This is a genomic window from Streptomyces sp. cg36, assembly GCF_041080675.1.
GTDB lineage: Bacteria > Actinomycetota > Actinomycetes > Streptomycetales > Streptomycetaceae > Streptomyces.
The window spans coordinates 1,458,851-1,484,391 of record NZ_CP163520.1 but is presented as its reverse complement, the minus strand read 5'-3'; the positions used below and the strand labels follow the sequence as shown (position 1 = coordinate 1,484,391).

General features: G+C 74.0%; 21 protein-coding genes. 17 read left to right on the top strand and 4 right to left on the bottom strand.

All coding sequences use genetic code 11. The features are described 5' to 3' along the window. The first annotated feature begins 12 nt into the window (after positions 1 to 12). From AB5J87_RS06585 to AB5J87_RS06535, 11 genes are all read left to right on the top strand, one after another. Positions 13 to 342 (top strand): LysR family transcriptional regulator, encoded by a 330-nt coding sequence (locus tag AB5J87_RS06585; protein ID WP_369374974.1) that lies wholly within the window; start codon positions 13 to 15, stop codon positions 340 to 342. 227 nt (positions 343 to 569) lie between these two features. Beyond that, positions 570 to 3,809, top strand: coding sequence for an amino acid adenylation domain-containing protein (locus tag AB5J87_RS06580; protein ID WP_369374972.1), 3,240 nt, complete (start codon positions 570 to 572; stop codon positions 3,807 to 3,809). Continuing rightward, positions 3,806 to 4,555 (top strand): alpha/beta fold hydrolase, encoded by a 750-nt coding sequence (locus tag AB5J87_RS06575; RefSeq protein ID WP_369374970.1) that lies wholly within the window; start codon positions 3,806 to 3,808, stop codon positions 4,553 to 4,555. Before AB5J87_RS06580 ends, AB5J87_RS06575 begins: the two co-directional genes overlap by 4 nt. Positions 4,556 to 4,567: 12 nt before the next feature. Beyond that, positions 4,568 to 6,556 (top strand): anthranilate synthase family protein, encoded by a 1,989-nt coding sequence (locus AB5J87_RS06570; protein ID WP_369374968.1) that lies wholly within the window; start codon positions 4,568 to 4,570, stop codon positions 6,554 to 6,556. A gap of 44 nt (positions 6,557 to 6,600) precedes the next feature. Next, a complete protein-coding gene (locus tag AB5J87_RS06565; RefSeq protein WP_369383372.1) occupies positions 6,601 to 7,773 on the top strand; it encodes a 3-deoxy-7-phosphoheptulonate synthase in 1,173 nt (390 codons plus the stop codon). Positions 7,774 to 7,789: 16 nt separating this feature from the next. After that, the gene (locus tag AB5J87_RS06560; RefSeq protein WP_369374966.1) at positions 7,790 to 8,470 is read left to right on the top strand and encodes an isochorismatase family protein; all 681 of its coding nucleotides are present in this window, start codon (positions 7,790 to 7,792) and stop codon (positions 8,468 to 8,470) included. Further along, positions 8,467 to 9,786: a peptide ligase PGM1-related protein gene (locus AB5J87_RS06555; RefSeq protein WP_369374964.1), complete on the top strand. Its 1,320-nt coding sequence runs from the start codon at positions 8,467 to 8,469 to the stop codon at positions 9,784 to 9,786. The genes AB5J87_RS06560 and AB5J87_RS06555 overlap by 4 nt, the downstream gene beginning before the upstream one ends. Positions 9,787 to 9,836: 50 nt before the next feature. Beyond that, positions 9,837 to 11,027, top strand: coding sequence for an MFS transporter (locus AB5J87_RS06550; protein WP_369374962.1), 1,191 nt, complete (start codon positions 9,837 to 9,839; stop codon positions 11,025 to 11,027). 171 nt (positions 11,028 to 11,198) lie between these two features. Further along, on the top strand, positions 11,199 to 12,911 hold the full coding sequence (locus AB5J87_RS06545) for a cytochrome bc complex cytochrome b subunit (protein WP_369374959.1): 1,713 nt from the start codon (positions 11,199 to 11,201) through the stop codon (positions 12,909 to 12,911). 180 nt (positions 12,912 to 13,091) lie between these two features. Continuing rightward, a complete protein-coding gene (locus tag AB5J87_RS06540; protein WP_369374957.1) occupies positions 13,092 to 15,149 on the top strand; it encodes a phosphocholine-specific phospholipase C in 2,058 nt (685 codons plus the stop codon). A gap of 206 nt (positions 15,150 to 15,355) precedes the next feature. Continuing rightward, entirely contained in the window at positions 15,356 to 16,762 is a 1,407-nt protein-coding gene (locus tag AB5J87_RS06535; RefSeq protein ID WP_369374955.1) for an FAD-dependent oxidoreductase, read from the top strand. Positions 16,763 to 16,782: 20 nt separating this feature from the next. Here AB5J87_RS06535 and AB5J87_RS06530 read toward each other — a convergent pair whose 3' ends face one another. Next, on the bottom strand, positions 16,783 to 17,244 hold the full coding sequence (locus AB5J87_RS06530) for a MarR family winged helix-turn-helix transcriptional regulator (protein WP_369374953.1): 462 nt from the start codon (positions 17,242 to 17,244) through the stop codon (positions 16,783 to 16,785). 189 nt (positions 17,245 to 17,433) lie between these two features. On the opposite strand from AB5J87_RS06530, the gene AB5J87_RS06525 reads away from it, so the two are divergent. From AB5J87_RS06525 to AB5J87_RS06505, 5 genes are all read left to right on the top strand, one after another. Then, positions 17,434 to 18,237 (top strand): CoA transferase subunit A, encoded by an 804-nt coding sequence (locus AB5J87_RS06525; RefSeq protein ID WP_369374951.1) that lies wholly within the window; start codon positions 17,434 to 17,436, stop codon positions 18,235 to 18,237. Beyond that, a complete protein-coding gene (locus AB5J87_RS06520) occupies positions 18,234 to 19,001 on the top strand; it encodes a CoA-transferase subunit beta (protein ID WP_369374949.1) in 768 nt (255 codons plus the stop codon). Before AB5J87_RS06525 ends, AB5J87_RS06520 begins: the two co-directional genes overlap by 4 nt. A gap of 141 nt (positions 19,002 to 19,142) precedes the next feature. Further along, complete coding sequence (gene pcaH, locus AB5J87_RS06515; RefSeq protein WP_369383371.1) at positions 19,143 to 19,811, top strand: protocatechuate 3,4-dioxygenase subunit beta; 669 nt, start codon at positions 19,143 to 19,145, stop codon at positions 19,809 to 19,811. Then, complete coding sequence (locus tag AB5J87_RS06510; protein WP_369374947.1) at positions 19,808 to 20,347, top strand: protocatechuate 3,4-dioxygenase subunit alpha; 540 nt, start codon at positions 19,808 to 19,810, stop codon at positions 20,345 to 20,347. Before pcaH ends, AB5J87_RS06510 begins: the two co-directional genes overlap by 4 nt. Continuing rightward, positions 20,334 to 21,470 carry an alpha/beta fold hydrolase gene (locus AB5J87_RS06505; protein ID WP_369374945.1) on the top strand — a complete coding sequence of 379 codons (1,137 nt, stop codon included), beginning with the start codon at positions 20,334 to 20,336 and terminating at the stop codon, positions 21,468 to 21,470. Before AB5J87_RS06510 ends, AB5J87_RS06505 begins: the two co-directional genes overlap by 14 nt. 95 nt (positions 21,471 to 21,565) lie before the next feature. On the opposite strand, the gene AB5J87_RS06500 is transcribed toward AB5J87_RS06505, so the two are convergent. The 3 genes from AB5J87_RS06500 to AB5J87_RS06490 all read right to left on the bottom strand — a co-directional run bounded on the left by AB5J87_RS06500 (position 21,566) and on the right by AB5J87_RS06490 (position 24,407). After that, on the bottom strand, positions 21,566 to 22,336 hold the full coding sequence (locus tag AB5J87_RS06500; RefSeq protein WP_369374943.1) for a hypothetical protein: 771 nt from the start codon (positions 22,334 to 22,336) through the stop codon (positions 21,566 to 21,568). Further along, positions 22,336 to 23,610, bottom strand: a complete 1,275-nt coding sequence (locus AB5J87_RS06495; protein ID WP_369374941.1) for a VWA domain-containing protein — start codon at positions 23,608 to 23,610, stop codon at positions 22,336 to 22,338. The genes AB5J87_RS06500 and AB5J87_RS06495 overlap by 1 nt, the downstream gene beginning before the upstream one ends. 119 nt (positions 23,611 to 23,729) lie before the next feature. Beyond that, complete coding sequence (locus tag AB5J87_RS06490; RefSeq protein WP_369374939.1) at positions 23,730 to 24,407, bottom strand: helix-turn-helix domain-containing protein; 678 nt, start codon at positions 24,405 to 24,407, stop codon at positions 23,730 to 23,732. A 290-nt stretch (positions 24,408 to 24,697) separates the two neighbouring features. Between AB5J87_RS06490 and AB5J87_RS06485 the strand changes: the two genes are divergently transcribed. Continuing rightward, complete coding sequence (locus AB5J87_RS06485; protein ID WP_369374937.1) at positions 24,698 to 25,435, top strand: hypothetical protein; 738 nt, start codon at positions 24,698 to 24,700, stop codon at positions 25,433 to 25,435. The last annotated feature ends 106 nt before the right edge of the window (positions 25,436 to 25,541 follow it).

Sequence of the window (25,541 nt, the reverse complement as noted above, 5' to 3'; positions counted from 1 at the left end):
GGGGCCATTCCCGTGGAGATCCAGCATCTGCGCGTCTTCCGCGAAGTAGCGCGCGAACTGAGCTTCACCCAGGCCGCCCGGAACCTGCACTGCGCCCAGTCCACCGTGACCGGCCAGATCAAGAGTCTGGAGCACTCCCTGGGCGCGGTCCTCTTCCACCGGCGCGGCCGACTGCCCATCGAACTCACCCCGGCGGGCGCCCTGTTGCGGCCCCGGGCCGAAGAGATCCTGCACGCGGTCGACTCGGCCGTCCACGAGGTCCGTACCGGGGCCTCCGGGGCGTTCCGCGTGCCCGCGGCGCCCCGGGAGTACGCCACGCTCTTCCATCGGGGTCTCCGATGACATTTGAAACCGTCCCGCCCGAGTGATTTCGTGAGGGCGGGCCGTCTCCCGCCCCGGCCCGCCTCCCCGGGCGGCACGGCGGAGCCGAGGCCCCGGGCCCGCCGCACGTGCCGCTTCCCGGCCCACCGCTCGCGCCGCCGCCCCTTGCCCGCGGCCCGGCCCCCGCGCTGCCGCGACCGGCGTACCGCCGCCATCGGCGCCACCCGCACACCCGTGAGGTAATCCCTGTGCAGAACTCGTACTCCGTACCGCCGCCCCCGGCGTCCGACCCGCAGCGGCGGCCGGTCGAGGGCTCCGAGTGGACCGTCCCGCAGCCGCTTCCCCTCACCGACGCCCAGCTCGGCCTGCTCGTCATCGACCGGACCGTGCCCGCGCGCAACCTCTACAACATCGTCCTTGAGCTGACGCTCGACCCGCGGTTCCGGCCCAAGGACGTCCGCGCCGCGCTCGCCGCGGTGACCGAGGCGCAGCCCGCGCTGCGGCTCGGCCTGCACGAGGCGCCGGAGCCGCACGCCGAGCTGATGCCCCCACCGGGCCAGGACGAACTGCCGCTGGAGCTGCACATCGCTGCCGGGGACGCGTTCGCCGCCCGGCGGGCCGCGCTCCTCGACGACCTCGCCGCCCACGCCTTCCGGCTCGACGCGCCCCCGCTCTTCCGCGCCGCCCATCTGTGGCAGGAGGGCGCGCCGGCCGACGGCGGCTCCTCCACCCTGGTCCTCGTCGTCCACCACACCGTGTTCGACGGCTTCTCGGCGGGCCCCTTCGTACGGGACCTCGAAGCCGCGCTCCGCGGCGAGCTCGACGCACCGGCGCTGCGCGCGGCCCGCGAGGCGGACCTGCGCGCCGAGCTGCGGGCGCAGACGGCCGCGGCCACCGGCCCGGAGGTCATGGAGGAGGCGCGCGAGCTGGCGGCCCGGCTGCGCGCGGCCCCGGCGACCGAGCTGTACCCCCGGCCGGGCCGACCCACCCGTACCGCCTTCCAGGGCGAGCGGATCGAACTCCCGCTGTCGGCGGCCGAGTCCGCGGCCGTGGACGCGGCCTGCCGGGACCTCGGCGTCGGCTCGTTCACCTTCTTCTCCGCCGTGTACGCGGCGGTGCTCGCCCGGCACGGCGGACAGCACTCGGCGACGCTCGGCGCCACCCTGATGTCCCGGCGCACCCTCGGCTCGTTCGACCTGTGCGGCTTCTTCGTCAACACGCTGCCGATGGTCGTCCCCGTCGACTGGTCCGCACCCTTCCAGGAGTTCGTGACCAAGGTGGTCGACGAGGAGGCGGAGGACACCAAGTACCGGGCGCACCTCCCGTTCGGCCGCGTGGTGGAGCAGTACGCGCCGGACCGCTCCAGCGACCGCAACCCGGTCTTCTCCGCGCTCCTCGCCATGCAGGACAGCACCGTGACCGAGCCGGGCGCGCCGGTGCGCGGGGTGCGCCAGCACGGCAACGGCACCGCCAAGTTCGACCTGTTGCTGTTCGCCACGCCCACCGCCGACGGCTGGCTCCTGGAGCTGGAGCACGACCGCGAGCTGCTGCCCGCCGCCGTGGCCCGGGGCGTGGCCGACTCGCTGCGCCAGGCACTGGGCCGGGCGTCGGCCGACCCGGCGCGCGGCACGGTGGCCGAGCTGTTCGAGGACGCCCCGGCCCCGGCGGGCCCGCCCGGCCGCGAGCTGCCGCACGCCACGGTGTACGAGTGGGTGGCGGCGACGGCGGCCGGGCACCCGGAGCGCCCGGCGATCGCCGAGGACGCGGGCACCCTGTCCTACGGGGAGCTGCTGCGGCGCGTGGACGCGGTCGCCGACGGGCTGGCGGCGCGGGGCGTGGGCCGGGGCGACGTCGTGGGCGTGGCGACCTCCGGGCTCACCGACACCGTGGTCACCGTTCTCGCCGTGCTGGCGCGGCGGGCCGCGTATCTGCCGCTCGACCCCGAACTCCCGGCCGAGCGACTCGATATGATGATCCGTCAGGCCGCCTGCCGACTGGCCGTCGGGGTGCCCGGCGGGGCCCTGACCGGGCTCGTCGAGGTGGCCCCGCCCGGTGAACTGGCGGCCCTGGCGGCCGGGGGAGCGCGGACGCCGTCCGGTGAGCGCCGGGCCGACGACCCCGTCTACACGATGTTCACCTCCGGCTCCACCGGCCGCCCCAAGGGCGTCCTGATGGCCAACGGCGCCCTGGTGAACCTCGCCGACTGGCAGATCGGCGTCCTCGGCATGGACACCGGGACCCGCTTCCTCCAGTACGCGCCGATCGGCTTCGACGTCTCCTTCCAGGAGATCTTCCCGACCCTCGCGGCGGGCGGCACCCTGGTCTCCCGCGACCCGGTGGACCGGCGCGACCTGCCCGCGCTCGTCGAGCGGGTGGTGCGGACCGGGGTCACCCACCTCTATCTGCCGGTCGCCGCGCTCCGCCCGTTCGCGCTGGCCGCCGAGGACCTCGGCCCCGACCTGTCGGCGCTGCGGCACCTCTGCGTCGCGGGCGAGCAGCTCCGGGCGGACCCGGCCGTGCAGCGGTTCTTCGCCCGCCACCCGCACATCCGGCTGTTCAACATGTACGGGCCCACCGAGACCCATGTCGCCACGGCGCGGCAGTTCACCGCGGACGAGCTGCCCTGGCCCTCGCACGCACCGATCGGCACGCCCCTGCCGGGGGTGTCGGCGCAGGTCGTGGACGTCACCGGGCACCTGGCCCCGGCCGGAGTCCCCGGTGAGCTGCTGCTCGGGGGCCGCTGCCCGGCCCAGGGGTACGTCAACGACCCCGAGCGCACGGCGGAGCGCTTCGTGCCCGACCCGTACGGGCCGGGGCCGTGGGCCCGCCGCTACCGCACCGGCGACCAGGTGTTCCGCGACGAGCACGGCGCACTGGTCTACGCGGGCCGCGAGGACCACCAGGTGAAGATCCGCGGCCACCGCGTGGAGCTCGGTGAACTGGAGGCGGCGGCGCTGACCCGGCCCGGGGTGCGCGCGGCGGTCGCCGCGGCCCACGGGGAGGGCGCGGAGCGGCAGTTGGCGCTGTTCCTGGTGCCGTACGCCGCCGCACCCGTGGACCCGGACGAGGTGCGCACCGCGCTCGCGGCCACCCTGCCCGGCTATATGGTGCCGACCCGGGTGCTGACCGTGGACGCCGTTCCCACCAGCCACAACGGCAAGGTGGACCGGGCCGCGCTGCTGCGCGGGCTGCCCCCGCTCCCGGACCGGGGGGAGTGGGCCGGGGTGCGGGCCGCCGACCCGGCCGCCGAAGGGCTCGACCCGGAGACCGTCGGGCAGTTGCACGCCCTCTGGGCCGAACTGCTGGGCCGGGACGTCCCGTTGGAGGCGTCCCTGGTGGACCTCGGCGCCCACTCCCTCAACGTACTGACCGCGCTGTCACGGATCGAGCACCGCTTCGGCGTGCAGATCCCGGTCCTGGACTTCTTCCGGGCACCCACGGTGCGGGCCCTCGCCGAGACGATCGCCGCCGAACGGAAGAGCGCATGACGACCACCCCACCTCCGCACACCGTCTCCCCCCTCCTCGTCCCGCTGGGCCGGGGCGCGGGCGGCGACGGGCAGAGCGTGCTGCTTCCGGCGGCGGGCGGCGGCATCGGCCCGTACTACGCGCTGGCGGGCGCCCTCACCCGCTGGGGCCCGGTGCACGCGGTGCGCGCCCAGGGCCTGATGCCCGGCGAACGGCCCGACCACGACGTGCCCGCCATGGTCGAGCGCTGCCTCGACGCGATCGCCTCCCTGCCGCGCCCGCCCCGCCACCTCATCGGCTGGTCGCTCGGCGGGGTGCTGGCCTGGGAAGTGGCGGCGCGGCTCGCCCGGCGGGGGACCGCCCCGGCGGCCGTCGTGCTGATCGACAGCTACGCCGAGCTGGCCGAGCGCGAGGGACTCGGGCGCGCCGAGTCGCTGGAGCGGATCGGCCGGTCCATGGGGTTCGAGCCGACCGGTGACGAGGGGGCGCGGCTGCGCGACGTCGCCGCCGCCCACCTCGACGCGGCCCACGGCCACACGGCCTCGGACGGCTTCGACGGACCGGTCCTGCTGGTCTCCTGCACCCAGGGGCGCGGCCCCGACCAGGTGGCGCAGTGGACCCGGCGCGCCCCGCGCCTGCGCGTGCGCGAGCTGGGCTGCGACCACTTCGAGGCGCTCGACGCGGACCGGCTGCCCGCGCTGCGCCACCACATCGACGGCTTCCTCGCGGACCTCCCCGGGGATCCGTCCGCGACCCCCCAGAGCTGACAAGGACTCGACATGGCTGAACCGGAAGCGGGCGCGAGCCCGTTCACCCTCCGTCCCGAGCTCCTCGACGGCTCGCCCTTCGCGCTGCTGCACCGCCCGCACGCCACCGGCCGCGACCGGGTCGAGCTGCTGCTGGGCGAGGCGGAGGCGGTCGAGCGGATCGCGGACCTGCCGCTCGACGAGGCGCCGCGCACGGACGCGCCCCCGGCCACCGGGCCCCGCCACGAGCTGCTGGCGCTGCTGCCCTACCGCCAGATCACCGAGCGCGGCTACGCCTGCAACGACGACGGGGCGCCGCTCACCGTGCTGCGGGTGCGCGAACAGCACCTGCTGCCCACCGCCGACCTGTGCTCCGCGCTGCCCGACGTCCCGCTGGAGCTCACCGACGCCGGTTTCGACCTCGACGACGAGGAGTACGCGGGGATCGTCCGCAAGGTGCTCGCCGAGGAGATCGGCCAGGGCGCGGGCGCCAACTTCGTCATCAAGCGGTCGTTCACCGCCACCGTCGAGGGCTGGTCCCCGGCGGCGGCGCTGAGCTTCTTCGGCCGGCTGCTGGCCCGGGAGCAGGGCGCGTACTGGACCTTCCTCGTCCACACCGGCGAGCGCACCTTCGTCGGCGCCTCGCCCGAGCGGCACGTCGGCCTCGCGGCCGGCACCGTCACCATGAACCCGATCAGCGGCACCTACCGCTACCCGCCCTCCGGCCCCACCGTCGAGGGCGCCCTCGCCCTGCTCGCCGACCGCAAGGAACGCGAGGAGCTGCACATGGTGGTGGACGAGGAGCTGAAGATGATGACCCGGATCTGCGGTCCGGGCGTACGGGTCGAGGGACCGTATCTGAAGGAGATGGCGAGGCTCGCGCACACCGAGTACTTCCTCTCCGGCCAGAGCCCGTTCGACGTGCGGGACATCCTGCGCGAGACGATGTTCGCGCCCACCATCACCGGCAGCCCGGTGGAGAGCGCCTGCCGGGTGCTGCGCCAGTACGAGCCGCGCGGACGCTCGTACTACAGCGGCGCGCTGGCGCTCGTCGGCCGGGACGGGCAGGGGCGGCGGGCCATGGACTCCGCCATCCTCATCCGCACCGCCGAGATCGGTGCGGACGGCCGCTGCGAGATCGGCGTCGGGGCCACCCTGGTGCGCCACTCCGACCCGGCGGGCGAGGTGGCGGAGACCCACGCCAAGGTGGCGGGGCTGCTGTCCGCGCTGCGCGAACCGGCCGGCCCGGACCGCCCGGCCCCGGCCGCCGCGCCCGCCCTCGCGGACGACCCCCGGGTACGGGAGGGACTGGCCCGCCACAACGACGGGCTGGCCCGCTTCTGGCTGGGCCCCCGCCCGGAGCGGGACCGCCCGGCCGAGCCGCTCGCGGCGCGGGTGCTGGTGGTGGACAACGAGGACACCTTCACCGCGATGCTCGCCCACCAACTGCGCTCACTGGGACTGTCGGTGGCCGTCCGGCCCTGGCACGACCTGCCCGGCCGGGCCGTCGACGCGGCCGACCTGGTGCTGGTGGGCCCCGGACCGGGAGACCCCCGGCAGACCGACGACCCGAAGATCGCCACCGTACGCGCCCTGGTCGGAGAGCTGCTGGCCCGGGGCACCCCCACGGTCGCCGTCTGTCTGGGACACCAGGTGCTCGCCGCCGGGCTCGGCCTCCCGCTCGTCCGCAAGGCCGTGCCCAACCAGGGGCTCCAAGAAGAGATCGACTTCTTCGGCCGCCGGATACGGGCCGGGTTCTACAACACCTTCACCGCGACCTCGGCGCACGACCGGGCCGAGCCCGCGTCCGAGCTGTGCGCGGGGCCCGTGGAGATCGCCCGGGACGCACGGACCGGAGAGGTGCACGGACTGCGCGGCCCCGGCTTCGCCACCGCCCAGTTCCACCCCGAGTCCCTGCTCACCGAGGACGGCCCGGCCCTGCTGCGCGACCTCGTCACCACGGCCCTCGCCGGGCGCGACCCCCTTTCCCTGCCCCCTGTCTCGCGGAAGAGCCACTCGTGAACACCACCCAAGCCGTCCGGCGGCCGGACGCCACCCTGCTGCCCCTGCCCGCCGGGGAGACCGACCGGCTGCGGCTGCTCCCCGCCGAGCAGCAGCCGCCCTGGCCCGACCCGGAGATCCTGGCGAAGGCGCGCGGCGAACTCGCCGACCGGCCGCCGCTGGTGCCCGCCCGTGAGATCGTCGCCCTGCGCGCGCTGCTGGCCGACGTGGCCCAGGGGCAGGCGCTGGTGGTGCAGGCCGGCGACTGCGCCGAGAAGCCGTCCGAGCCCACCTGGGACGTCGTCGCGCGCAAGGCCGGTCTCATCGACTGCCTGGCGGGCGTCCTCCAGGCCAACTCGGGCCGCCCGGTGGTCCGGGTGGGCCGGATCGCCGGGCAGTACGCCAAGCCGCGCTCCCAGCCGGTGGAGCGGCGCGACGGACACGAACTCCCGGCCTACCGCGGCCCGCTGGTGAACGGTCCGGCCTTCGACCCGGTGGCCCGCCTGCCGGACCCGCTGCGGATGCTCGACTGCCACGACGCCGCCGCGACCGTGCTCGACCACCTGGGCGAACGGCGGGACGAGTGGCCCGGCGGCGGCCGGATCTGGACCAGCCACGAGGCCCTGGCGCTCGACTACGAGCTGCCGCAGCTGCGCCGGGACGCGTACAACCGCACGTTCCTCACCTCCACCCACTGGCCGTGGATCGGCGAGCGCACCCGGCAGCCGGACGGCGCCCACGTGGCGCTGCTGGCCTCCGTCGCCAACCCCGTGGCCTGCAAGGTGGGGCCCGCGGCCACCCCGGCCGAGCTGGTGGAGCTGTGCGCCCGGCTCGACCCGCACCGCCAGCCCGGACGGCTCACCCTGATCGCCCGGCTCGGCGCGGACGCGGTGGCCGAGCGGCTGCCGCCGCTGGTCGCCGCCGTACGGGCGGCCGGACACCCGGTGATCTGGCTCTGCGACCCCATGCACGGCAACACCTACACCGACGGCGACGGCCGCAAGACCCGGGCGGTGACCGCCTTGGTCCGCGAGGTCCGCGGGTTCCGGGCGGCCGTGGACGCCGAGGGCGGCACGGCGGGCGGACTCCATCTGGAGGCGACCCCCGACCCGGTCGAGGAGTGCGTGCTCGACGAGAGCCGCCCCCTGGCGCCGGACGCCGTCAGCACCACGCTCTGCGACCCCCGGCTCAACCTCCAGCAAGCCATCGCCGTGGCCGACTCCTGGCCCGGCCAGTAAAGAGAGCACTCCAGCCATGTCCCTTCCCGGCATCCAGCCCTACCTGCCGCCGACCGAGGCGGAGCTGCCCGCCAACCGGGCCGGCTGGCGGATCGACCCGCGCCGCGCGGTCCTGCTCGTCCACGACATGCAGCGGTACTTCGTGGACGCCTTCCCGGCGGGGCAGGAGCCCGTGCTCTCGCTGACCGCCAACGTCCGCGCCCTGCGCGAGCGGGCCGCCGCGCACGGCGTGCCCGTCGCCTACACGGCCCAGCCCGGCGGCATGTCCGTACGGGACCGGGGGCTGCTCAACGACTTCTGGGGTCCGGGGATGACGGTCGGCCCCGAACAGCGCGCCGTCGTCGAGGGCATCGAACCCCGGCCGGGCGACACGGTGTTCACCAAGTGGCGCTACAGCGCCTTCCACCGCACCGGACTGCTCGACCTCCTGCGCGACCAGGGCCGCGACCAGCTCGTCGTCTGCGGGATCTACGCCCACATCGGGGTGCTCGCCACGGCCGTGGAGTCCTACACCAACGACATCGAGACCTTCCTCGTCTCCGACGCGGTCGCCGACTTCACGGCCGACTACCACCGCATGGCCCTCGGCTACGCGGCGGAGCGCTGCGCGGTGGTCCTGCCCACCCGGGCGGCCGTCGAACAGCTCGCCGCAGCACGCCCCCTCACCGCAACGACAGTGGAGAACCAGCCCCGATGAGCACTCTGTTCATAGCCAACAACCGCACCGCGCAGATGGTCGGCGACCTCGACGAGCTGACCGCCGAGCACCGCCGCACGGCGGGCGTGACCGCCCAGCGCATGATCTGGTACGCCGCCGAGGGCGACGTCCTGGTGGTGCCGCACGTGCCCAGCGAGGAGTTCCTGGCCTACGTCACCGCGCTGACCGGCCACGACCGGGCCCAGATCGCGGTGATCGCGCCGCCGCCCGGCCGCCTCGGCGCCGACGTCCTCACCCCGGACCGCTGGCGGGACGCCGCGTTCCTGGAGCAGCTGCGGCGGCACGCGGACGAGGGCGGGCTCGACGGGGTCTTCCCGATCTACTACGACCCCTCGGTCATCGAGCTGACCCGGTCGCTGGGGCTCGGCGCGACCACGCCCGGCTTCCCCTACATCCACCAGGGCGGCGGCCAACTGCTCAACAGCAAGGCCACGTTCCGGGCGATCGCCGCCGGGATCGGCTGCCCGGTGCCCGAGGGCCGGGTCGCGTTCGGCCGGGCCGAGGCCGAGGAGTTCCTGGCGGAGCTGCTGGCCGACGGCCGCCACGCCATCGTCAAGAAGGACTTCCACGTCGCCGGTTACGGCAACGCCATCCTCAGCCGCAGCGCCGACGTCACCCCGATCGGCGCCCCCGAGGTGACGGTCCTGGCCGGGCGGGAGGAGCTCGCCGACCACCTCGACGAGCGGTGGGAGTGGTACTCCAACGACGACACCCGCCCGGTGGTGATCGAGGACTACACCCCGGACAGCGTGCCGGTGTACGCGGAGTTCCGGATCGGGGCCGGGGCCACCGAGCTGTTCGGCCACGGCGAGATGCTGATGGGGCCGATCTTCAACGGCCTGGTGGTGCCCGCGCAGTCGGCGGACCACCCCGGGTTCCCGCACTTCCTCGCCGAGGCGCACCGGCTGTGCGAGACGGTACGGGCGATGGGCTACCAGGGCCCGATCAGCGTCGACGGCATCGTCACGCCCGACGGCCGGATCCTGATCAACGAGTTCAACGGCCGGGTCGGCGGCTCCACCCACATCAACTACGTGGCCGAGCAGCTGGTGGGCGCGGACTTCCTGCGCGAGCGCGTGCTGATCCAGCGCCACCAGTGGCAGGTGCCCTCGTTCGCGGGCGCGGTGGCGGCCCTCGAAGAGCGCGGCCTGGCGTTCGACGCGGACACCCGTACCGGAGTGGTGATCACCTCCGACGACAGCAGGGCCGGGGGCACCGTCGAGTACTGCCTGATCGCCGAGGACCTGGCCGCCGCCGAGAAGGCCGAGCGGATCCTGGGCGAGCTGTTCGGCTGAGGCCCGGGCCGCGCGCCCGGGGACGAGAAGACGACGAGAAGAACAGGAACATGAGCTACCGCAAGATCCTCACCCGAAACGTCCTGCTGTGGATGCTGGCGGCCTTCACGGGCCGACTGCCCATCGCCATCGCCCCGTTGGGCCTGGTGTTCCTCGTCCGGGACACCTCCGGCGGCTACTCGCTGGGCGCCACCCTCGCGGGTGCCTACGTCCTCGGTGAGGTGCTGGGGTCGGTGGCGCTCGGCGCCTGGCTGCACCCCACGCGCCGGCACCTGGCGGCCGGGATGGCGGTCGGCGGGCTGGCCTTCGGCGGGCTCGCCCTGTTCCCCGACGCCCCGGTGGCCGCCACCGTCGCGCTGGCCTTCCTCGGCGGCGCCGCCCCGGCGGCCGGTCCCGGCGGCATGCGCAGCATGCTCATCGCCATGGTGGACAAGGCCGACGAGCCCAGGGCGCTCAGCGCCGAGACCGTCCTCACCCAGATCACCTGGGGCGGCGCGCCCGCGCTGGTCGTCCTGCTCGCGGTGAACGTCTCGGCGGGCGCGCCGCTGGCGCTGGGCGCGGCCGGGTTCCTCGCCGCCGCCCTGATCCTGTCGGCACTGCCCGTTCCGGAGCGGGAACCGGCCGGGACCGAGGCGGCCCCGGCCGCCGGTCGCGGGCGGGGGCGGCTGCTCGCCTCGGTCTGGCCGATCTACCTCACCAGCGCGGCGGCCATGGCCATGCTGGCCACCGCGGAACTCGCCCTCACCCCGCTGCTCGAATACCGCGGCCTCACCGTCAACTGGTCGGGCGCGCTGCTCGCGCTCTTCTCGCTGACCAGTGCGGCCGGTGCGTTCCTGTACGGGCTGCGCACCTGGCCGGGGACCGTGCGGAGCCAGAGCCTGGTCTTCCTGCTGCTGACCGCCGTCTGCGTCTCGACGTCGGCGGTCCTGCCGGGCCTGGCCGGGATCGCGGTCGCGTTCCTGGCGGCGGGCGTGTTCCAGGCCGGGGTGATGGTGACCCGCAGCCTGAGCCTGCGCGAGCGGCTGCCCGAGCACGCGCACACGGCGGGCTACTCCATCCAGTACGCGGTGCAGGGCGTCGGCTACACCCTCACCGCGTCGGTGGCGGCGATCGTCCTTGACCGCTCGACACCGGTGGTGGCCATCCTGGGCGGGGTGGTCATCACCGTGCTGCTGACGCTGGTGAGCGCGGCGGCCGAGGTCCGGGTGCGGGCGGCGCGGGCCGGGGAGGCGGTCGGCTGAGCCCGGCATCCGCCGAGGTGGCGGGCCCGGTGCACCCCGTACGGGAGACGGGGGCGCCGGGCCGTGCGCCGTCCGGGGTGTTCCGCCTCACTCAACTCACGGCCGGGCAGGGGCTGTTGGCGCGGCTACTCGGGTGTTTACCCTGTTACCGGCCTTCTGAGGGGGAGATGCATGAGCAGCACCACGCAGAGCGGCACGGAGAGCACCTCACGACCGGCGGAGCCCAAGAAGGGCGAGAAGCTGGCCGACTGGGCGGACGGGCGGCTGGGCATCTACTCGCTCGCCAGGACCCAGATGCGCAAGATCTTCCCGGACCACTGGTCCTTCATGTTCGGCGAGATCTGCCTCTACAGCTTTATCGTCCTCATTCTGACCGGTATCTATCTGACCCTCTTCTTCGAGCCGAGCGGTGTGGAGGTCGTCTACCACGGCGCGTACACCCCGCTCAACGGCGTACGGATGACCCGGGCCTATGAATCCACCCTCGACCTGAGCTTCGAGGTGCGCGGCGGACTGCTGATCCGGCAGATCCACCACTGGTCCGCGCTGGTCTTCTGCGCGGGCCTCCTCGTCCACATGATGCGGGTGTTCTTCACCGGGGCCTACCGCAAGCCGCGCGAGCTGAACTGGCTGTTCGGCTGGACGATCCTGTTCACCGCGCTGATCACGGGCCTGACCGGCTACTCGCTCCCCGACGACCTGCTGTCCGGCACGGGCATCCGGTTCGCCGACGGGGCGATCCTGTCGATCCCGGTGATCGGCACGTACATCTCGTTCTTCCTCTTCGGCGGCGAGTTCCCGGGGCACGACATCATCCCCAGGCTCTACTCGGCGCACGTCCTGCTGCTGCCGGGGCTCATCCTGGGCCTGGTGGTGACCCATCTGATCCTGGTCTTCTACCACAAGCACACCCAGTTCGCCGGGCCCGGCCGCGGCGAGAAGAACGTGGTGGGCGCGCCCCTGATGCCGATCTACACGGCCAAGGCGGGCGGCTTCTTCTTCCTGGTCTTCGGGCTGCTGACGGTGATGGGCGCGGTGGCCAGCATCAACCCCGTGTGGGAGATGGGCCCCTACCGCCCCGACCTGGTGTCCACCGGCGCCCAGCCCGACTGGTACCTGGGCTTCTCCGAGGGCCTGATCCGGGTGATGCCGGGATGGGAGATCAACGCCTGGGGCCATACGCTCGCCCTCGGCGTCCTCATCCCGTTCACCCTGTTCCCGCTGCTGCTGGCGGCGATCGGCGCCTATCCGTTCATCGAGGCGTGGGTCACCGGGGACAAGCGCGAGCACCACATCGCCGACCGGCCGCGCAACCACCCGGTCCGCACCGGCCTCGGCACCGCCTGGCTGGCCATGTACTTCGTGTGCCTGGTGGGCGGCGGCAACGACCTGTGGGCCACCCACTTCCATCTGTCGATCAACTCGATCACCTGGTTCGTCCGGATCGGCTTCTTCGCGGTGCCGGCCCTCACGTTCGTCGTCACCAAGCGGATCTGCCACGGACTGCAGCTCAGCGACAAGGAGAAGGTGCTGCACGGCCGGGAGACCGGTGTCATCAAGATGCTGCCGCACGGCGAGTACGTGGAGGTCCACGAGCCGCTCGACCAGGGCCAGTTGTACAAGCTGACCCACCACGAGCAGCCCGCGCTCTTCGAGCTGGGCCCGGAGGTCGACGACAACGGCGTCCGGCGCCGGGTCACGCGCTCCGAGCGGCTGCGGGCCAAGCTGTCGGCGGCGATGTACGGGGAGGGCTCGCACGTACCGAAGGCGACGCCCGAGGAGTACCGCCAGATCCAGGCGGCGCATTCCGGCCATGCGGAGCACGGCCCCGAGCCCGAGCAGGAGCACGGGCGGGAAGCGGAGCAGGAGCACCAGCGGCGCTGAACGAACCCGGCGCGAGCGCCGCAGAAGCGACGAACGGGCCCCGCCGATCATGGCGGGGCCTGTTCGCCTTCCGTACGGGTGCGCGACACGGATACGACACGGGGTCTTCCGTATCGCTCGCTGTTCTTGGACACTCCAGTCGCTCTGTCCCCCACACCCTTCGCAGAGGTCATCTCACTCATGGCTGAACTCAACAGGCGCCGGTTCATGCAGCTCGCCGGCGGCACCGCGGCCCTCACCATGCTGTCCGACAGCATCGCCCGCGCCGCCGCCATCCCGGCCCAGGGCGGCACCGGCAGCATCCAGGACGTCGAGCACATCGTCGTCCTGATGCAGGAGAACCGCTCCTTCGACCACTACTTCGGCTCGCTCAAGGGCGTACGCGGCTTCGGCGACCCCCGGCCCGTCACCCTGCCCAGCGGCAAGTCGGTCTGGCACCAGGCCAGTGGCGGCAAGGAAGTCCTGCCCTTCCGGCCCAAGGCGGACAACCTCGGACTGCAGTTCATCCAGGACCTCAACCACGACTGGGCGGGCGGCCACAAGGCGTTCAACAACGGCAAGTACGACCAGTGGGTGCCCGCGAAGACGTCCACCACGATGGCCTACCTCACCCGTGAGGACATCCCGTTCCACTACGCGCTCGCCGACGCCTTCACCATCTGCGACGCCTACCACTGCTCGTTCCTCGGCTCCACCGACCCCAACCGCTACTACATGTGGACCGGGTACACCGGCAACGACGGCACCGGCGGCGGGCCCGTCCTCGGCAACGACGAGAAGGGGTACGGCTGGACCACCTACCCCGAGCGGCTGGAGAAGGCCGGGGTCTCCTGGAAGATCTACCAGGACGTCGGCGACGGCCTGGACGCGGCGGGCGGCTGGGGCTGGATCAACGACGCCTACCGGGGCAACTACGGCGACAACTCGCTGCTGTACTTCAACAGCTACCGCAACGCCAAGCCCGGCGACGCGCTCTACGAGAAGGCGCGCACCGGCACCAACGCCAAGGCGGGCGACGGCCTCTTCGACGTCCTCAAGGCCGATGTGAAGGCCGGGAAGCTGCCGCAGATCTCCTGGATCGCCGCGCCCGAGGCGTTCACCGAGCACCCAAACTGGCCCGCCAACTACGGCGCCTGGTACATCTCCCAGGTGCTGGACGCGCTCACCTCCAACCCCGATGTGTGGGCGAAGACCGCGCTGTTCATCACGTACGACGAGAACGACGGCTTCTTCGACCACGTCGTGCCGCCGTTCCCGCCCTCCTCGGCCAACCAGGGGCTCTCCACGGTCTCGACCTCGGCCGACTACTACGGCGGCAGCATCGGCTACGCGGCCGGTGCCTACGGGCTGGGTCAGCGCGTCCCGATGCTCGTCGTCTCGCCCTGGTCCACCGGCGGCTACAGCTGCTCCGAGACCTTCGACCACACCTCGATCATCCGGTTCATGGAGCGCCGCTTCGGGGTCGCCGAGCCCAACATCTCGCCCTGGCGCCGCGCCATCTGCGGCGATCTGACCTCGGCGTTCGACTTCGGCAAGGCCAGCAGCGCGCCCGCCTCGCTGCCCTCCACCGCCGCCTATGTGCCGCCGGACCGCGACCGGCACCCCGACTTCGTGCCGGTGCCCCCGGCGACCGGCAGCATCCCCAGGCAGGAGCGCGGCTCGCGCCCGACCCGGCCGCTGCGGTACGCGCCGTACGTGGACGGCTCGGCGAGCGTCTCCACCGGCAAGTTCACGCTGACGTTCAGCGGCGGCGCCTCGGCGGGCGCCCAGTTCCTGGTCACCTCCGCCAACCGCACCGACGGGCCGTGGACGTACACCGCGGAGGCGGGCAAGACGCTCTTCGACGCCTGGAACACCACGTACTCCAAGGGCACCACGGACCTCACCGTCTTCGGCCCCAACGGCTTCCTGCGCGCCTTCCGCAACGCGGGCAGGACCGCGGGCGCCGAGGTGACGGCCCGGCACAACGCGGCCACCGGCAACCTCGACCTGACCCTGACCAACGCGGCCACCGCCACCGCGAAGCTCACCGTCACCAACGGGTACGGCGGCGCGTCCCAGGCGCTGAGCGTGGCGCCGGGCGCGACCGTCAAGTACACGGTCGACCTGTCGGCGAGCAGGCGCTGGTACGACGTGTCGGTGGTGGCCGCCGCCGACGCCACCTTCCTGCGCCGGTTCGCCGGACACGTCGAGACGGGTGCGGCGGGCGTCAGCGACCCGGCGATCCTGACGGCCTGACCCGTCCCGCGCGGCCGGACCGCCCCTTCACCGGGCGGCCCGGCCGACCCGCCGGTGTCTCACGCACCACCCGCACCACCACCTACCGCGTCTCCGCGAGCCAAGGACGGCTGGATCGGGCCAAAACGTATGACTCAGGCAGGTACCGGGCCATGCGGGCGCCATACTGGTCGGCCGGGGATCACGGCGGACGAGGGGGAAGCGCGTTGGCTGACACGGTGAACGGGACGGGCGCGGGGCGGCACGCCGTCGTCGTCGGGGCGAGCCTGGCGGGGCTGCTCGCGGCCCACGTGCTCGCGGAACACGCGGAGCGCGTCACGATCGTGGAGCGCGACCGGCTGCCCGAGGGGCCCGAGCCGCGCGCGGGAGTGCCGCAGAGCCGCCACACGCACGTACTGATCCCGGGCGGCCAGAGCGCCTACGAGACCCTGCTGCCCGGCTTCACCGAGGAGCTGCGGGAGCACGGCGCGCCCCGGGTCGGCACGCCCGACGACATCGTGCAGTGGCAGGCGGGCCGCTGGTTCCGCCGCACCGAGGAGACCGCCCACTTCGTCACCCCCACCCGGCCGCTCTTCGAATGGCTGGTGCGCCGCCGGGTGCTGGCCGGTTCCCGGATCGAGGTCGTCGACGGCACCGAGACCGTGGGGCTGATCGGCGACGCGGCCCGGGTGCGCGGAGTGCTGGTGCGCGAGCGCGGCCCGGCCGCCACCGGCCGCGAGCCCCGGCCGCTCACCGCCGACCTGGTGGTCGACGCCTCCGGGCGCGGCACCAGGGCCGCCGACTGGCTCACCCGCATCGGCGCCGAGCCGCCCGCCGAGGAGGTCCTGGAGACGGGCCTGGCCTACGCGAGCCGGATCTACCGCACAAACGGGGAGGCCCCCGGCGGCACCGACGCGCGGGGGCAGTTCGTCGTCCCCAACCCCGGCCAGACGTTCGGCGCGGTGGTGCTGCCGATCGAGCACGACCGGTGGACGGTCACGCTGTGGGGGCTGCGCGGCGCCGAACCCCCGCTGGACGACCGGGGGTTCACCGAGTACGCCGACCGCCTGCCGCACCCGGTGGTCCGCCGCTGGCTGGACGCGGCCAAGGCCGACACGTCCGCCCTCGCCTACCGCACCACCGCGAACGTGCGCCGCCGCTACGACCGGCCGGGCCGCCGCCCCGCCGGATTCCTGGCCACCGGCGACGCCCAGTGCGTCTTCAACCCGATCTACGGCCAGGGCATGACCGTCGCCGCCCTCAGCGCCCTCGCGCTGCGCGACGCGCTCGGTGAGCGCCGCCGCACCCCGACGACGCGGCGCGTGCAGCGGGCGATGTCCGCGGTGGTGCGGCAGGCGTGGGACATCTCGGCCGGGTCGGACAAGAACATGCCGACCGCGTCGGGCAGTGCCGCCCGCAGCACCGCCGCCGACCGGATCTCCGGGTGGTACCTGGGCCGGGTGGAGGCCCGCGCCCCCGGCGACCCGGAGGTGAGCCGGGCCTTCCGCGACGTGCTCTACCTGGTCCGCCCGGTCACCTCGCTGTTCGCCCCGCGCATCGCCCGGGCGGTGCTGTTCGGCCCGGTGCGGCCGGCCCCCTCGGAGCCGCCGGCGCGGCGCGAGGGCACCGGCTGACGGCGGCCCGCGCGAGCGCGTCAGCTGGCGCGGGCCTCCTCGCCGCCGGTGCGGAACCCCTCGGCCGCGTCGGCCACCCGGCGCAGCAGGTCGAGGAAGACGCCCTGCTCGGCGGGGGCCAGCGGGGCGAGGAAGACCTCGTTCATCGCGGCCGTGCGCGCCGTCAGCTCGCGGTGGGCGGCCAGCCCCTCCTCGGTGACGGTGAGCAGTGAGCGGCGGCCGTCGCGCGGGTCGCGCGCCTTGCGCAGCAGCCCGCGCCGGGTGAGCCGGGTGACCACCTCGGCGATGGTCGAACGGTCGAGGCCGACGCGCTCGCCCACGGTCCGCTGGTCCAGCCCCGGGGCGGCGACCAGGGTGTTGAGGACCGCGTACTGCGGTGAGGTGGTCTGCTCGGAGACCAGGGTGTTCCAGAGCAGGTAGTGGGCCTGCTGCAGGCGCCGGGCCAGATGTCCGGGATGGCCGCTCAAGTCGACTGCGGACACGGCGTGTTCCTCTCGTACGGCCGCGAACGGCGAGCGCTTTCGGTCAACCGTGGGCGGTCAAGTGTTCAGCATACGGTCGGTGTTGACCCATACCGCCCACCCGGTTAGCTTCGGAAGCGGAAGGTACTCAGTGCACTGACCAATCACTGAGCCTACCGCTACGGGGTAATCAGGGGGCAGGGGGAAGCAATGGCCGAAATCCGTGGGCTGCGGGACGCCGTGGCCGATCTGATCCACGACGGCGACACCGTCGCGATGGAGGGGTTCACCCACCTCATTCCGTTCGCGGCGGCCCATGAGGTCATCCGGCAGGGCATCACCGACCTGACGCTGATACGGATGACCCCGGACGTGATCTACGACCAGCTCATCGGCGCGGGTCTCGCCAAGAAGCTGGTGTTCTCCTGGGGCGGCAACCCCGGCGTCGGCTCGCTGCACCGCTTCCGCGACGCGGTCGAGAACGGCTGGCCGAGACCGCTGGAGCTGGACGAGCACAGCCACGCGGGCATGGCCAACCGCTATACGGCGGGCGCCTCCCGGCTGCCGTTCGCGCTCCTCAACGGCTACCGGGGCGGCGACCTGGGCCGCCGCTCGACAACGGTGTCAACGGTCAGCTGCCCCTTCACCGGCGAGGAGCTGGCGGCGGTCGCGGCCGTCAACCCGGACGTCACCGTGATCCACGCCCAGCAGGCCGACGCCGAGGGCAACGTCCAGCTCTGGGGGCTGGCCGGGGTGCAGAAGGAGGCGGTCCTCGCGGCCGACCGGGTCCTGGTCACCGTCGAGGAGCTCGTCGAGGAGCTGGAGCCGCGCCCCGGCGGGGTGGTGCTGCCCGGCTGGGTCGTCGACGCCGTCGCCTGGGTGCCGGGCGGCGCCCATCCGTCGTACGCGGCGGGGTACTCGGAGCGGGACAACGACTACTACCGCGAGTGGGACCGCGTCTCGCGCGACCGGGGCGCGTTCACCCAGTGGCTCAAGGAGTGTGTCACCGGATGAGGCCGGGACCGGGCCGGGACCCGCGCGCCGCCGACGCGGTGCTGGAGGTCAACGCGGCGCGGGCGCTCGCGCACGCGCGGACCTGCTTCGTCGGGATCGGCCTGCCGTCCACGGCGGCCAATCTCGCCCGGCGCGTCCACAACCCCGGCCTGGTCCTCGTCTACGAGTCCGGCGCGATCGGCGCCAAGCCGTCCCGGCTGCCGCTCTCCATCGGCGACGGCGAACTCGCCGAGACCGCCGACGCGGTCGTCCCGGTCCCCGAGCTGTTCGCCTACTGGCTCCAGGGCGGCCGGATCGACGTCGGCTTCCTCGGCGCCGCCCAGCTCGACCGGTACGCCAACATCAACACGACCCGGGTGGCCGGCGGCCCCGGCCGCCCGGACGTGCGGCTGCCGGGCGCGGGCGGCGCGCCCGAGATCGCGGCGCACTGCGGCGAAGTGCTGATCGTGCTGCGGCACTCGCCGCGCGCCTTCGTCGAACACCTCGACCACATCACCACACTGGGCCACGGCGGCGGCCCCGGCGACCGGGCCCGCCACGGGCTGCGCGGCCGGGGCCCGACCGCCGTCATCACCGACCTCGGCATCCTGCGCCCGGACCCGGCCACCGCCGAACTGGTCCTGGTGTGCGTGCACCCCGGGGTCACCGTCGAGCAGGTGCGCGCCGCGACCGGCTGGCGGCTGCGGACGGCCGAGCGGGTGGAGGTGACCGAGCCGCCCACCGAGACCGAACTGGTGGAGCTGAACGCACTGAAGTCGGCCTGATGAGGGCCTGTCCGCCCGTCCGTCCAGAGAGGAGAACGGATGACATCTCGTCAGCGGCACGGGGCGCTGCCCGGACTCGACCGGCACGTCACCGACCCGGACACCACCAGGTCCCGCACCGCCGCGCCGGACACCGCACGGATGCCGGGCACGATCCCCCCGTACGAGGGCGAGCCCCTGCGCCACCCCGCGCGCGCACCCGTACCGGTGCTCGACCCGGACGCCGTGGAGCTGTGGGGGCCGGTCTTCGGCCCCGCCGACGTGGGCGTCCTCGACCACGACCTGACCGCACGCCACCGGGGCGAGCCGCTCGGCGAGCGCATCACCGTCAGCGGGCGGGTCCTGGACGGCCGGGGGCGGCCGGTGGCCGGGCAGCTGGCCGAGATCTGGCAGGCCAATTCGGCCGGGCGCTACGCCCACGACCGCGATCGCCACCACGCGCCCCTGGACCCCCACTTCACCGGGGTGGGCCGCACCCTCACCGACGCGGACGGCCGGTACAGCTTCACCACCATCAGACCCGGCGCCTACCCGTGGGACCACTACCCCGGCGCCTGGCGCCCCGCGCACATCCACTTCTCGCTCTTCGGCACCGCCTTCACCCAGCGCCTGGTCACCCAGATGTACTTCCCCGGCGACCCGCTGCTCGCCCTCGACCCGATCCTCGACTCGGTGGGCGACCGGGCGCGCAACCGTCTGGTGGCGGCCTACGACCCGCAACTCTCGCGCCCGGAGCACTCGTTGGGCTACCGCTGGGACATCGTGCTGGACGGCCCGGCGGCCACCGCGTTCGAGGGGGGCGCCCGATGAAACCACCCCCACCGGCGGCGCGCCCCACCCCCGCCCAGACCATCGGCCCCTTCTACGGCCACGCCCTGCCCTTCCCGGGCGGCGCCGCGATGGCCCCGCCCGGCCACCCCGACACCGTCACCCTGCACGGACACGTCTACGACGGCGGGGGCGAGCCGGTGCCGGACGCGCTCCTGGAGTTCTGGCAGCCCGCGCCCGACGCGTCCCGGCGCGGCCGGCCCGGCTCGCTCGGCCGCGACGGCATCGCCTTCACGGGCTTCGGCCGGGTCCCCACGGACGCGGCCGGCCACTGGACCCTGCGCACCCTGCCGCCGGGCGGCGTGCCCTACCTCTCGGTCGCCGTCTTCGCCCGGGGACTGCGCCACCACCTGTTCACCCGGGTGTATCTGACGCCGGGTCCGGACCATCTGCTGGACTCCCTGGAGCCGGAGCTGCGCCGCACCCTGCTCGCCCGGCCCGACCCCGCCGCCCGGGGCCACCGCTTCGACATCCACCTCCGGGGCGAGAAGGAGACGGTCTTCCTTGAGTTCCGCTGAGCCCGCCGTGCCGCACCACCGCCAGGAGGGCCCGGCGGGCGGTCCGGCGCTGCTCCTGGGGCCCGCGCTGGGCACCTCCACCGCCGTCTGGGACGGCGTCGCGCCGGGGCTCGCGGCCACCCACCGGGTGGTGCGCTGGGACCTGCCCGGCCACGGCGGCTCGCCCGCCGCACCGGCCGGCCGCGCGGCCACCGTCGGCGCCCTGGCGGAGCTGGTGCTCCGGCTCGCGGACTCGCTGGGCATCCGCGCCTTCTCCTACGCGGGCGTCTCGCTGGGCGGGGCGGTGGGGATGTGGCTGGCCGCGCACCACCCCGACCGGGTGGACCGGCTCGCCGTGGTCTGCGCCTCCGCCGACTTCGGCGGGCGCGAGCCGTGGCGGGGGCGCGCCGCCGTGGTGCGGCGCGAGGGGCTGGAGCCGGTGGCGGCGGGCGCGGCCGGGCGGTGGTTCACGCCCGGCTTCGAGGCCCCGGGGCCGCTCGCGGACCTGCGGGCCACCGATCCGGCCGGATACGCGGCGGGGTGCGACGCGCTCGCCGCGTACGACCTGCGCACCGAGCTGAAGAAGATCGCGGCGCCGACGCTGGTGGTGGCCGGGCGGGCCGACCCGGTCACCCCGCCCGCGCACGCGCGCGAACTCGCCGACGCGGTACCGGGCTCCTCGCTGGTGGAGATCGCGGGCGCCTCCCACCTGGCTCCGGTGGAGCGGCCCGGGGCCGTACTGGACGCGCTGCGCGCCCACTTCGCCCCGCCGCCGGCGCACGGGGCGGCGATCCGCCGCGAGGTGCTGGGCGACGCGTACGTGGACCGGGCCGAGGCGCGGACCGACGCGTTCACGGGCCGCTTCCAGGACCTCGTCAACCGGTACGCCTGGGGCGAGGTCTGGGGCGATCCGACGCTCACCCGGCGCGAGCGCAGCCTGATCACGCTGACCGCGCTGGTGGCCCGGGGGCAGCTGGAGGAGCTCGCCCTGCACGTCCGGGCCGCGCGGCGCTGCGGACTCGCGCCGGAGGAGATCGGGGCGGCCCTGCTGCAGACCGCCGTGTACTGCGGGGTGCCCGCCGCCAACTCCGCCTTCGCGGTGGCCCAGCGGGTGCTGGCCGAGGGCGAGGCGCGGCGGGAGTGAGGACCCGTCCTGATGACCCGTCAGACGCTCCGCCCCCGACCCCCGCCGCCCGCCGGGGCGGGGGCGAGGGGCCGGGGCCGGGTCCTGATGATCCGTCAGGCGTTGCGCGGGACGTGTGCCGGGCGGCCCCGGCCGCGGGTCAGGGCGTAGCCCCCCACTCCGGCGAGTGCGGCGAGCACACCGCCGGCGCCCGTCCAGATCCAGCGGTCCGTCCACCAGCCCGACGACCAGCCGTCCTCGGGCTCGACCTTCGGCCCGCCCGCCCCGAGCGGGGTCGACAGGGAGCCGTCGACCGCCTGCGAGCCGCCGGTCTCCTTGGTGGTGGCCCGCAGCTCCGCCTTGACCGGCAGGCCCCGCTCGGTGGCGGGCAGCCCGACGGCCGTGAGCCGCACGTAGTAGCTGCCCGGCAGCGGGTCGGTGGACCAGCTGTCGGCCCAGGCCCGTACCGGTCGCAGGGTGCAGGACAGCGCCACGGTGGTGGCGTCGGCCGCCGCCGCGCGGGACTGCGCGCCGTACATGCACGGCTGGCGGCGGCGCAGCCCGTCGTACACGTCGATCCGCCAGGTCGTCGCCTGCTGGCGGCCGGTCGAGGGCAGGGTCACCGTCGCGTCGACGGCCGGCCGCTGCCCCGCGTCGGCCGGGAAGACCCAGTACAGGTAGTCGCCGCTGGAGGCGTCGGCGGTGGCCTTCTGCCCCTGCTCGACGGGGGTCGCGGTCCGGAAGGTGGTGCCCGCCACGGTCGGCGCGCCCTTGTCCTTGTCCTTGGTCGCGCTCGGCGACGGGGTGTCCGCCAGGGCGGGGGCCGCCGTGCCCAGCAGTGCGGCGCCGGTGAGCAGCGCCGCCGCCAGCATCCTCGTGGTACGCATCAGTTGGTCCTCCAGACAGCCACGCGCCAGCGCGAGATCCAGCCCCACAGCAGTCCGGCCAGGAAGCCGGTGAGCACCAGGGCGCCGAGCAGCCACCAGCCCCGGCCGAGGCCGAAGGCGGCGACGTCCGAGGGCTGGTCCGGGCCGTCCACGACGTCCACGGTCAGTTCGACGGGCATGCCCGGCGTGGTCTTCACCGACGCGGGCGCCGAGAAGGAGTTGCTGACCTGGAGGCAGACGGTCTCGACGGTGTTCTTGTCGGCGTCGTCCTTCGCCTTCGGCTTGGCGTAGCGCAGACCCGTGGAGATGAGGTCGGTGCGCCCGTCGCCGGCCTCGGAGCCGCGGACGATCTCCCGGCCGTGCCGGGTCACCGCGCGCAGCAGGACCCCGTAGTCGTTGTTGACGGCGCGGTCGGCGCCGATGCTGACGGCCGCGCGCAGCTCCTGGCCGGGCTTGACGTCCACCCGGTACCAGCGGTGCTCGCCGAACGTCTCGCGGTCGGTGTAGAGGCCGGGCTTGAGGCCGGGCGCGCTCTCGCAGCTCGCGGCGCCGTTGGTGGCCACCGGGACGGCCACCGGGTCGGCGGCGCGGTCCACCGACTGCTTGACGCGGTCCTTGAGTTCGTCCTTGTGCTTGACCGAGGTGTAGGTGCCGCCGGTCGCCTGCGCGATGCAGGTCAGCTGGTCGCGGGTCTTGGCGTCGGGGTTGAGGCCGAGCGTGTCGATCACCAGGTGGATGCCCTGGGCGGCGATGTCGCGGGCCACCTCGCACGGGTCGAGCGGGGCGCAGGTGTCCTCGCCGTCGGTGATGAGCACGATCCGGCGGGTCGTGTCGCCGCCCTTGAGGTCCTGCGCCGCGCCCTGGAGCGCCGGGCCGATCGGCGTCCAGCCGGTCGGGGCGAGGGTGGCGACGGCGGTCTTGGCCTCGGTGCGGTCGAGCGGCCCGACCGGGTACAGCTGGCGGGTGTCCTTGCAGCCGACCTTGCGGTCCTCGCCCGGGTAGTTGGCGCCGAGCGTGCGGATGCCGAGCTCGACCTCCGGCGGGACCGAGTCCAGTACGTCGTTGAACGCCTGCTTGGCCACGGAGATCCGGGACTGGCCGTCGATGTCGCGGGCCCGCATGGAGCCGCTGACGTCGAGCACCAGCTCGACCTTGGGTGCGGCCTTCTGCGCGGGTTGGCCGTCGGCCGCGACCGCGTCGGCCGGGAGGATACCGGTGGCGAGGGTGGCGAGCAGCGCGCACACCCCGGCCGCCAGCCGTTTTCTGGTGATCATCGCCGGATCCTATGGAAGGATCGGAGCACCGCCCAAATCCAGCGATCCGGCGCCCGGTTCCGTACGGGTTCGTCACCGCGGGGCGGACCGGCGCCCGGCGCGGGCGGTGGTGAGCGCCGTCAGGGGTCGTTGCGCCTGACGTTCTCCAGGAGCATGTCCAGCCACTCGGTGACCTTGTCCCGGTGCTTGTCCGTGGGGAGTTGGGCGGCCCGCCAGGCGATGCCGCGCACCCCGTGGTCCTGGAGCAGCCGCTCCAGCGGGTCCTGGCCGGCGGGGGAGCGGGCGTCGAGCTCCCGTTCGCGCTCCTGCTCGCGGGCGGCGAAGGTGTGCAGCAGCTCCTGCTCGGTGCGGAGCAGGGCGTCGGCGAGCGCCTCGCTGTCCTCGGCGGTGAGGTATCCGGCGTGCACCTTGAAGAAGCGCTGGATGGCGTCGCAGTGCTCCATGGTGGGGCGGCGGTCACCGTTGATGAGCGCGCCCGCCTGCTGCCGGGACATGCCGGCGCCGTCGGCGATCTCCTGCTGGGTGTAGGGGCGGCCGTTGGGTTTCAGCCGTGAGCGACGCAGCGCCGAGAACCGCTGCAGGAACCGGGCCTGGAGGTCGGGTTCACCGGCCGCACGGCCCTCCAGCAGGGCCGCGACGACCTCGGCGGGCACCCCCGATCCATCGGAGAGCTGGTGGACGTCGAAGACCTCGTCCTGGCTCATTCCGAGCTTGCGGGCCAGTTCGCCGACGCGGGCGGTGATGTCCACCAGGGGTCCCGCGGCCGTCGGTCCCGGATCCGAGAAGCCGTCCGTCACCAGTAATTCTCCTAGATCACACGAGTTGCTCCGCACAGCTCGGACACAGGGTGAAGCTGTCCGGAGGCTACTTGCTCCCCTACGATACGACCAGAACTTGCCACAGCTGTGGCGTATTTGAGGCGTTCTCGGGCTGGAATGCCACGATGGTTGACATCCTCTTGTGGGCGGGAGCAGGATCGCAGCACGGTGCGAAGATCGACCTCTGTGCCACGAGGACGGCCGGGGGACGGCAGGCGCACCGCGTGCCTGCAAGAGGAGTCGCGTTCTCGATGGTGAAAGATCCGTTGGTGAACAGGTCAGTAGGCCCCGTTCGAAAGAGCGGACGGGGTGTCACCGCCACCGCCACCGACCAGTGGGACGCCGAGACGCGTGCCTACCTCGACGACCACATCGCGATGATGGACGCGACGGACCTGCCGTCGTTCCTCGTCGACCGCAGCTGGAACGTCGTACACGCCAACCCCGCGTACGAGAAGCTCTTCAAGGCCGTCGGCCCGCACCCCACCGCGATGCCACGGGACAACTTCCTGCGCTTCGTCCTGTTCCACCCCCACGCGGGCTCCGTGCTCGCCCAGCACGAGACGGGTTGGTGCCTCCCCATGCTCGCGCAGCTCTCGTCCGCCCTGGAGAAGGACCCCCACGACCCCGAACTGCGGGCCGTGCGGCGGGAGATCGCCGACGACCCGCTGATGAGCGCGGCCTACCAGCAGGGCCTGCCGCACTGGATGCGCCAGGTCGGCCGGGCCGCCGTGCACCACGACGGGGCCGTGCGCGCCGTGCGCCACCCCGACCCGGGCTGGGACGCGGTGGAGTGCCGGGTCCTCGACGAGTCCTCCGGCACCCTGGGCGAGCTGGGCCTGCGCCGGGTGACGCTGGTGCTGCGGCGCGCCCCGGCCGCGCGTTCCCACGGCCCGGGGCCCGCCGTCGCCCGTCCGGTGGCGGCCGTCCGCCCGGCGGTCGCCGCCCGCCGCGGGCGCGGCCATCTGAGCGTGGTCCGCCCCGGCCCGGCCCCGGCGCCCAGCTGACGCCCGCGCCGCCCCGTCCCCCCGCTCGTACGGGCGTGAACGGTGGGCCGGGGGATGTCCGAGGGGCGCGCGTGAAGCTCGGCTGTTGGCCCGCTTAAGAAAACCT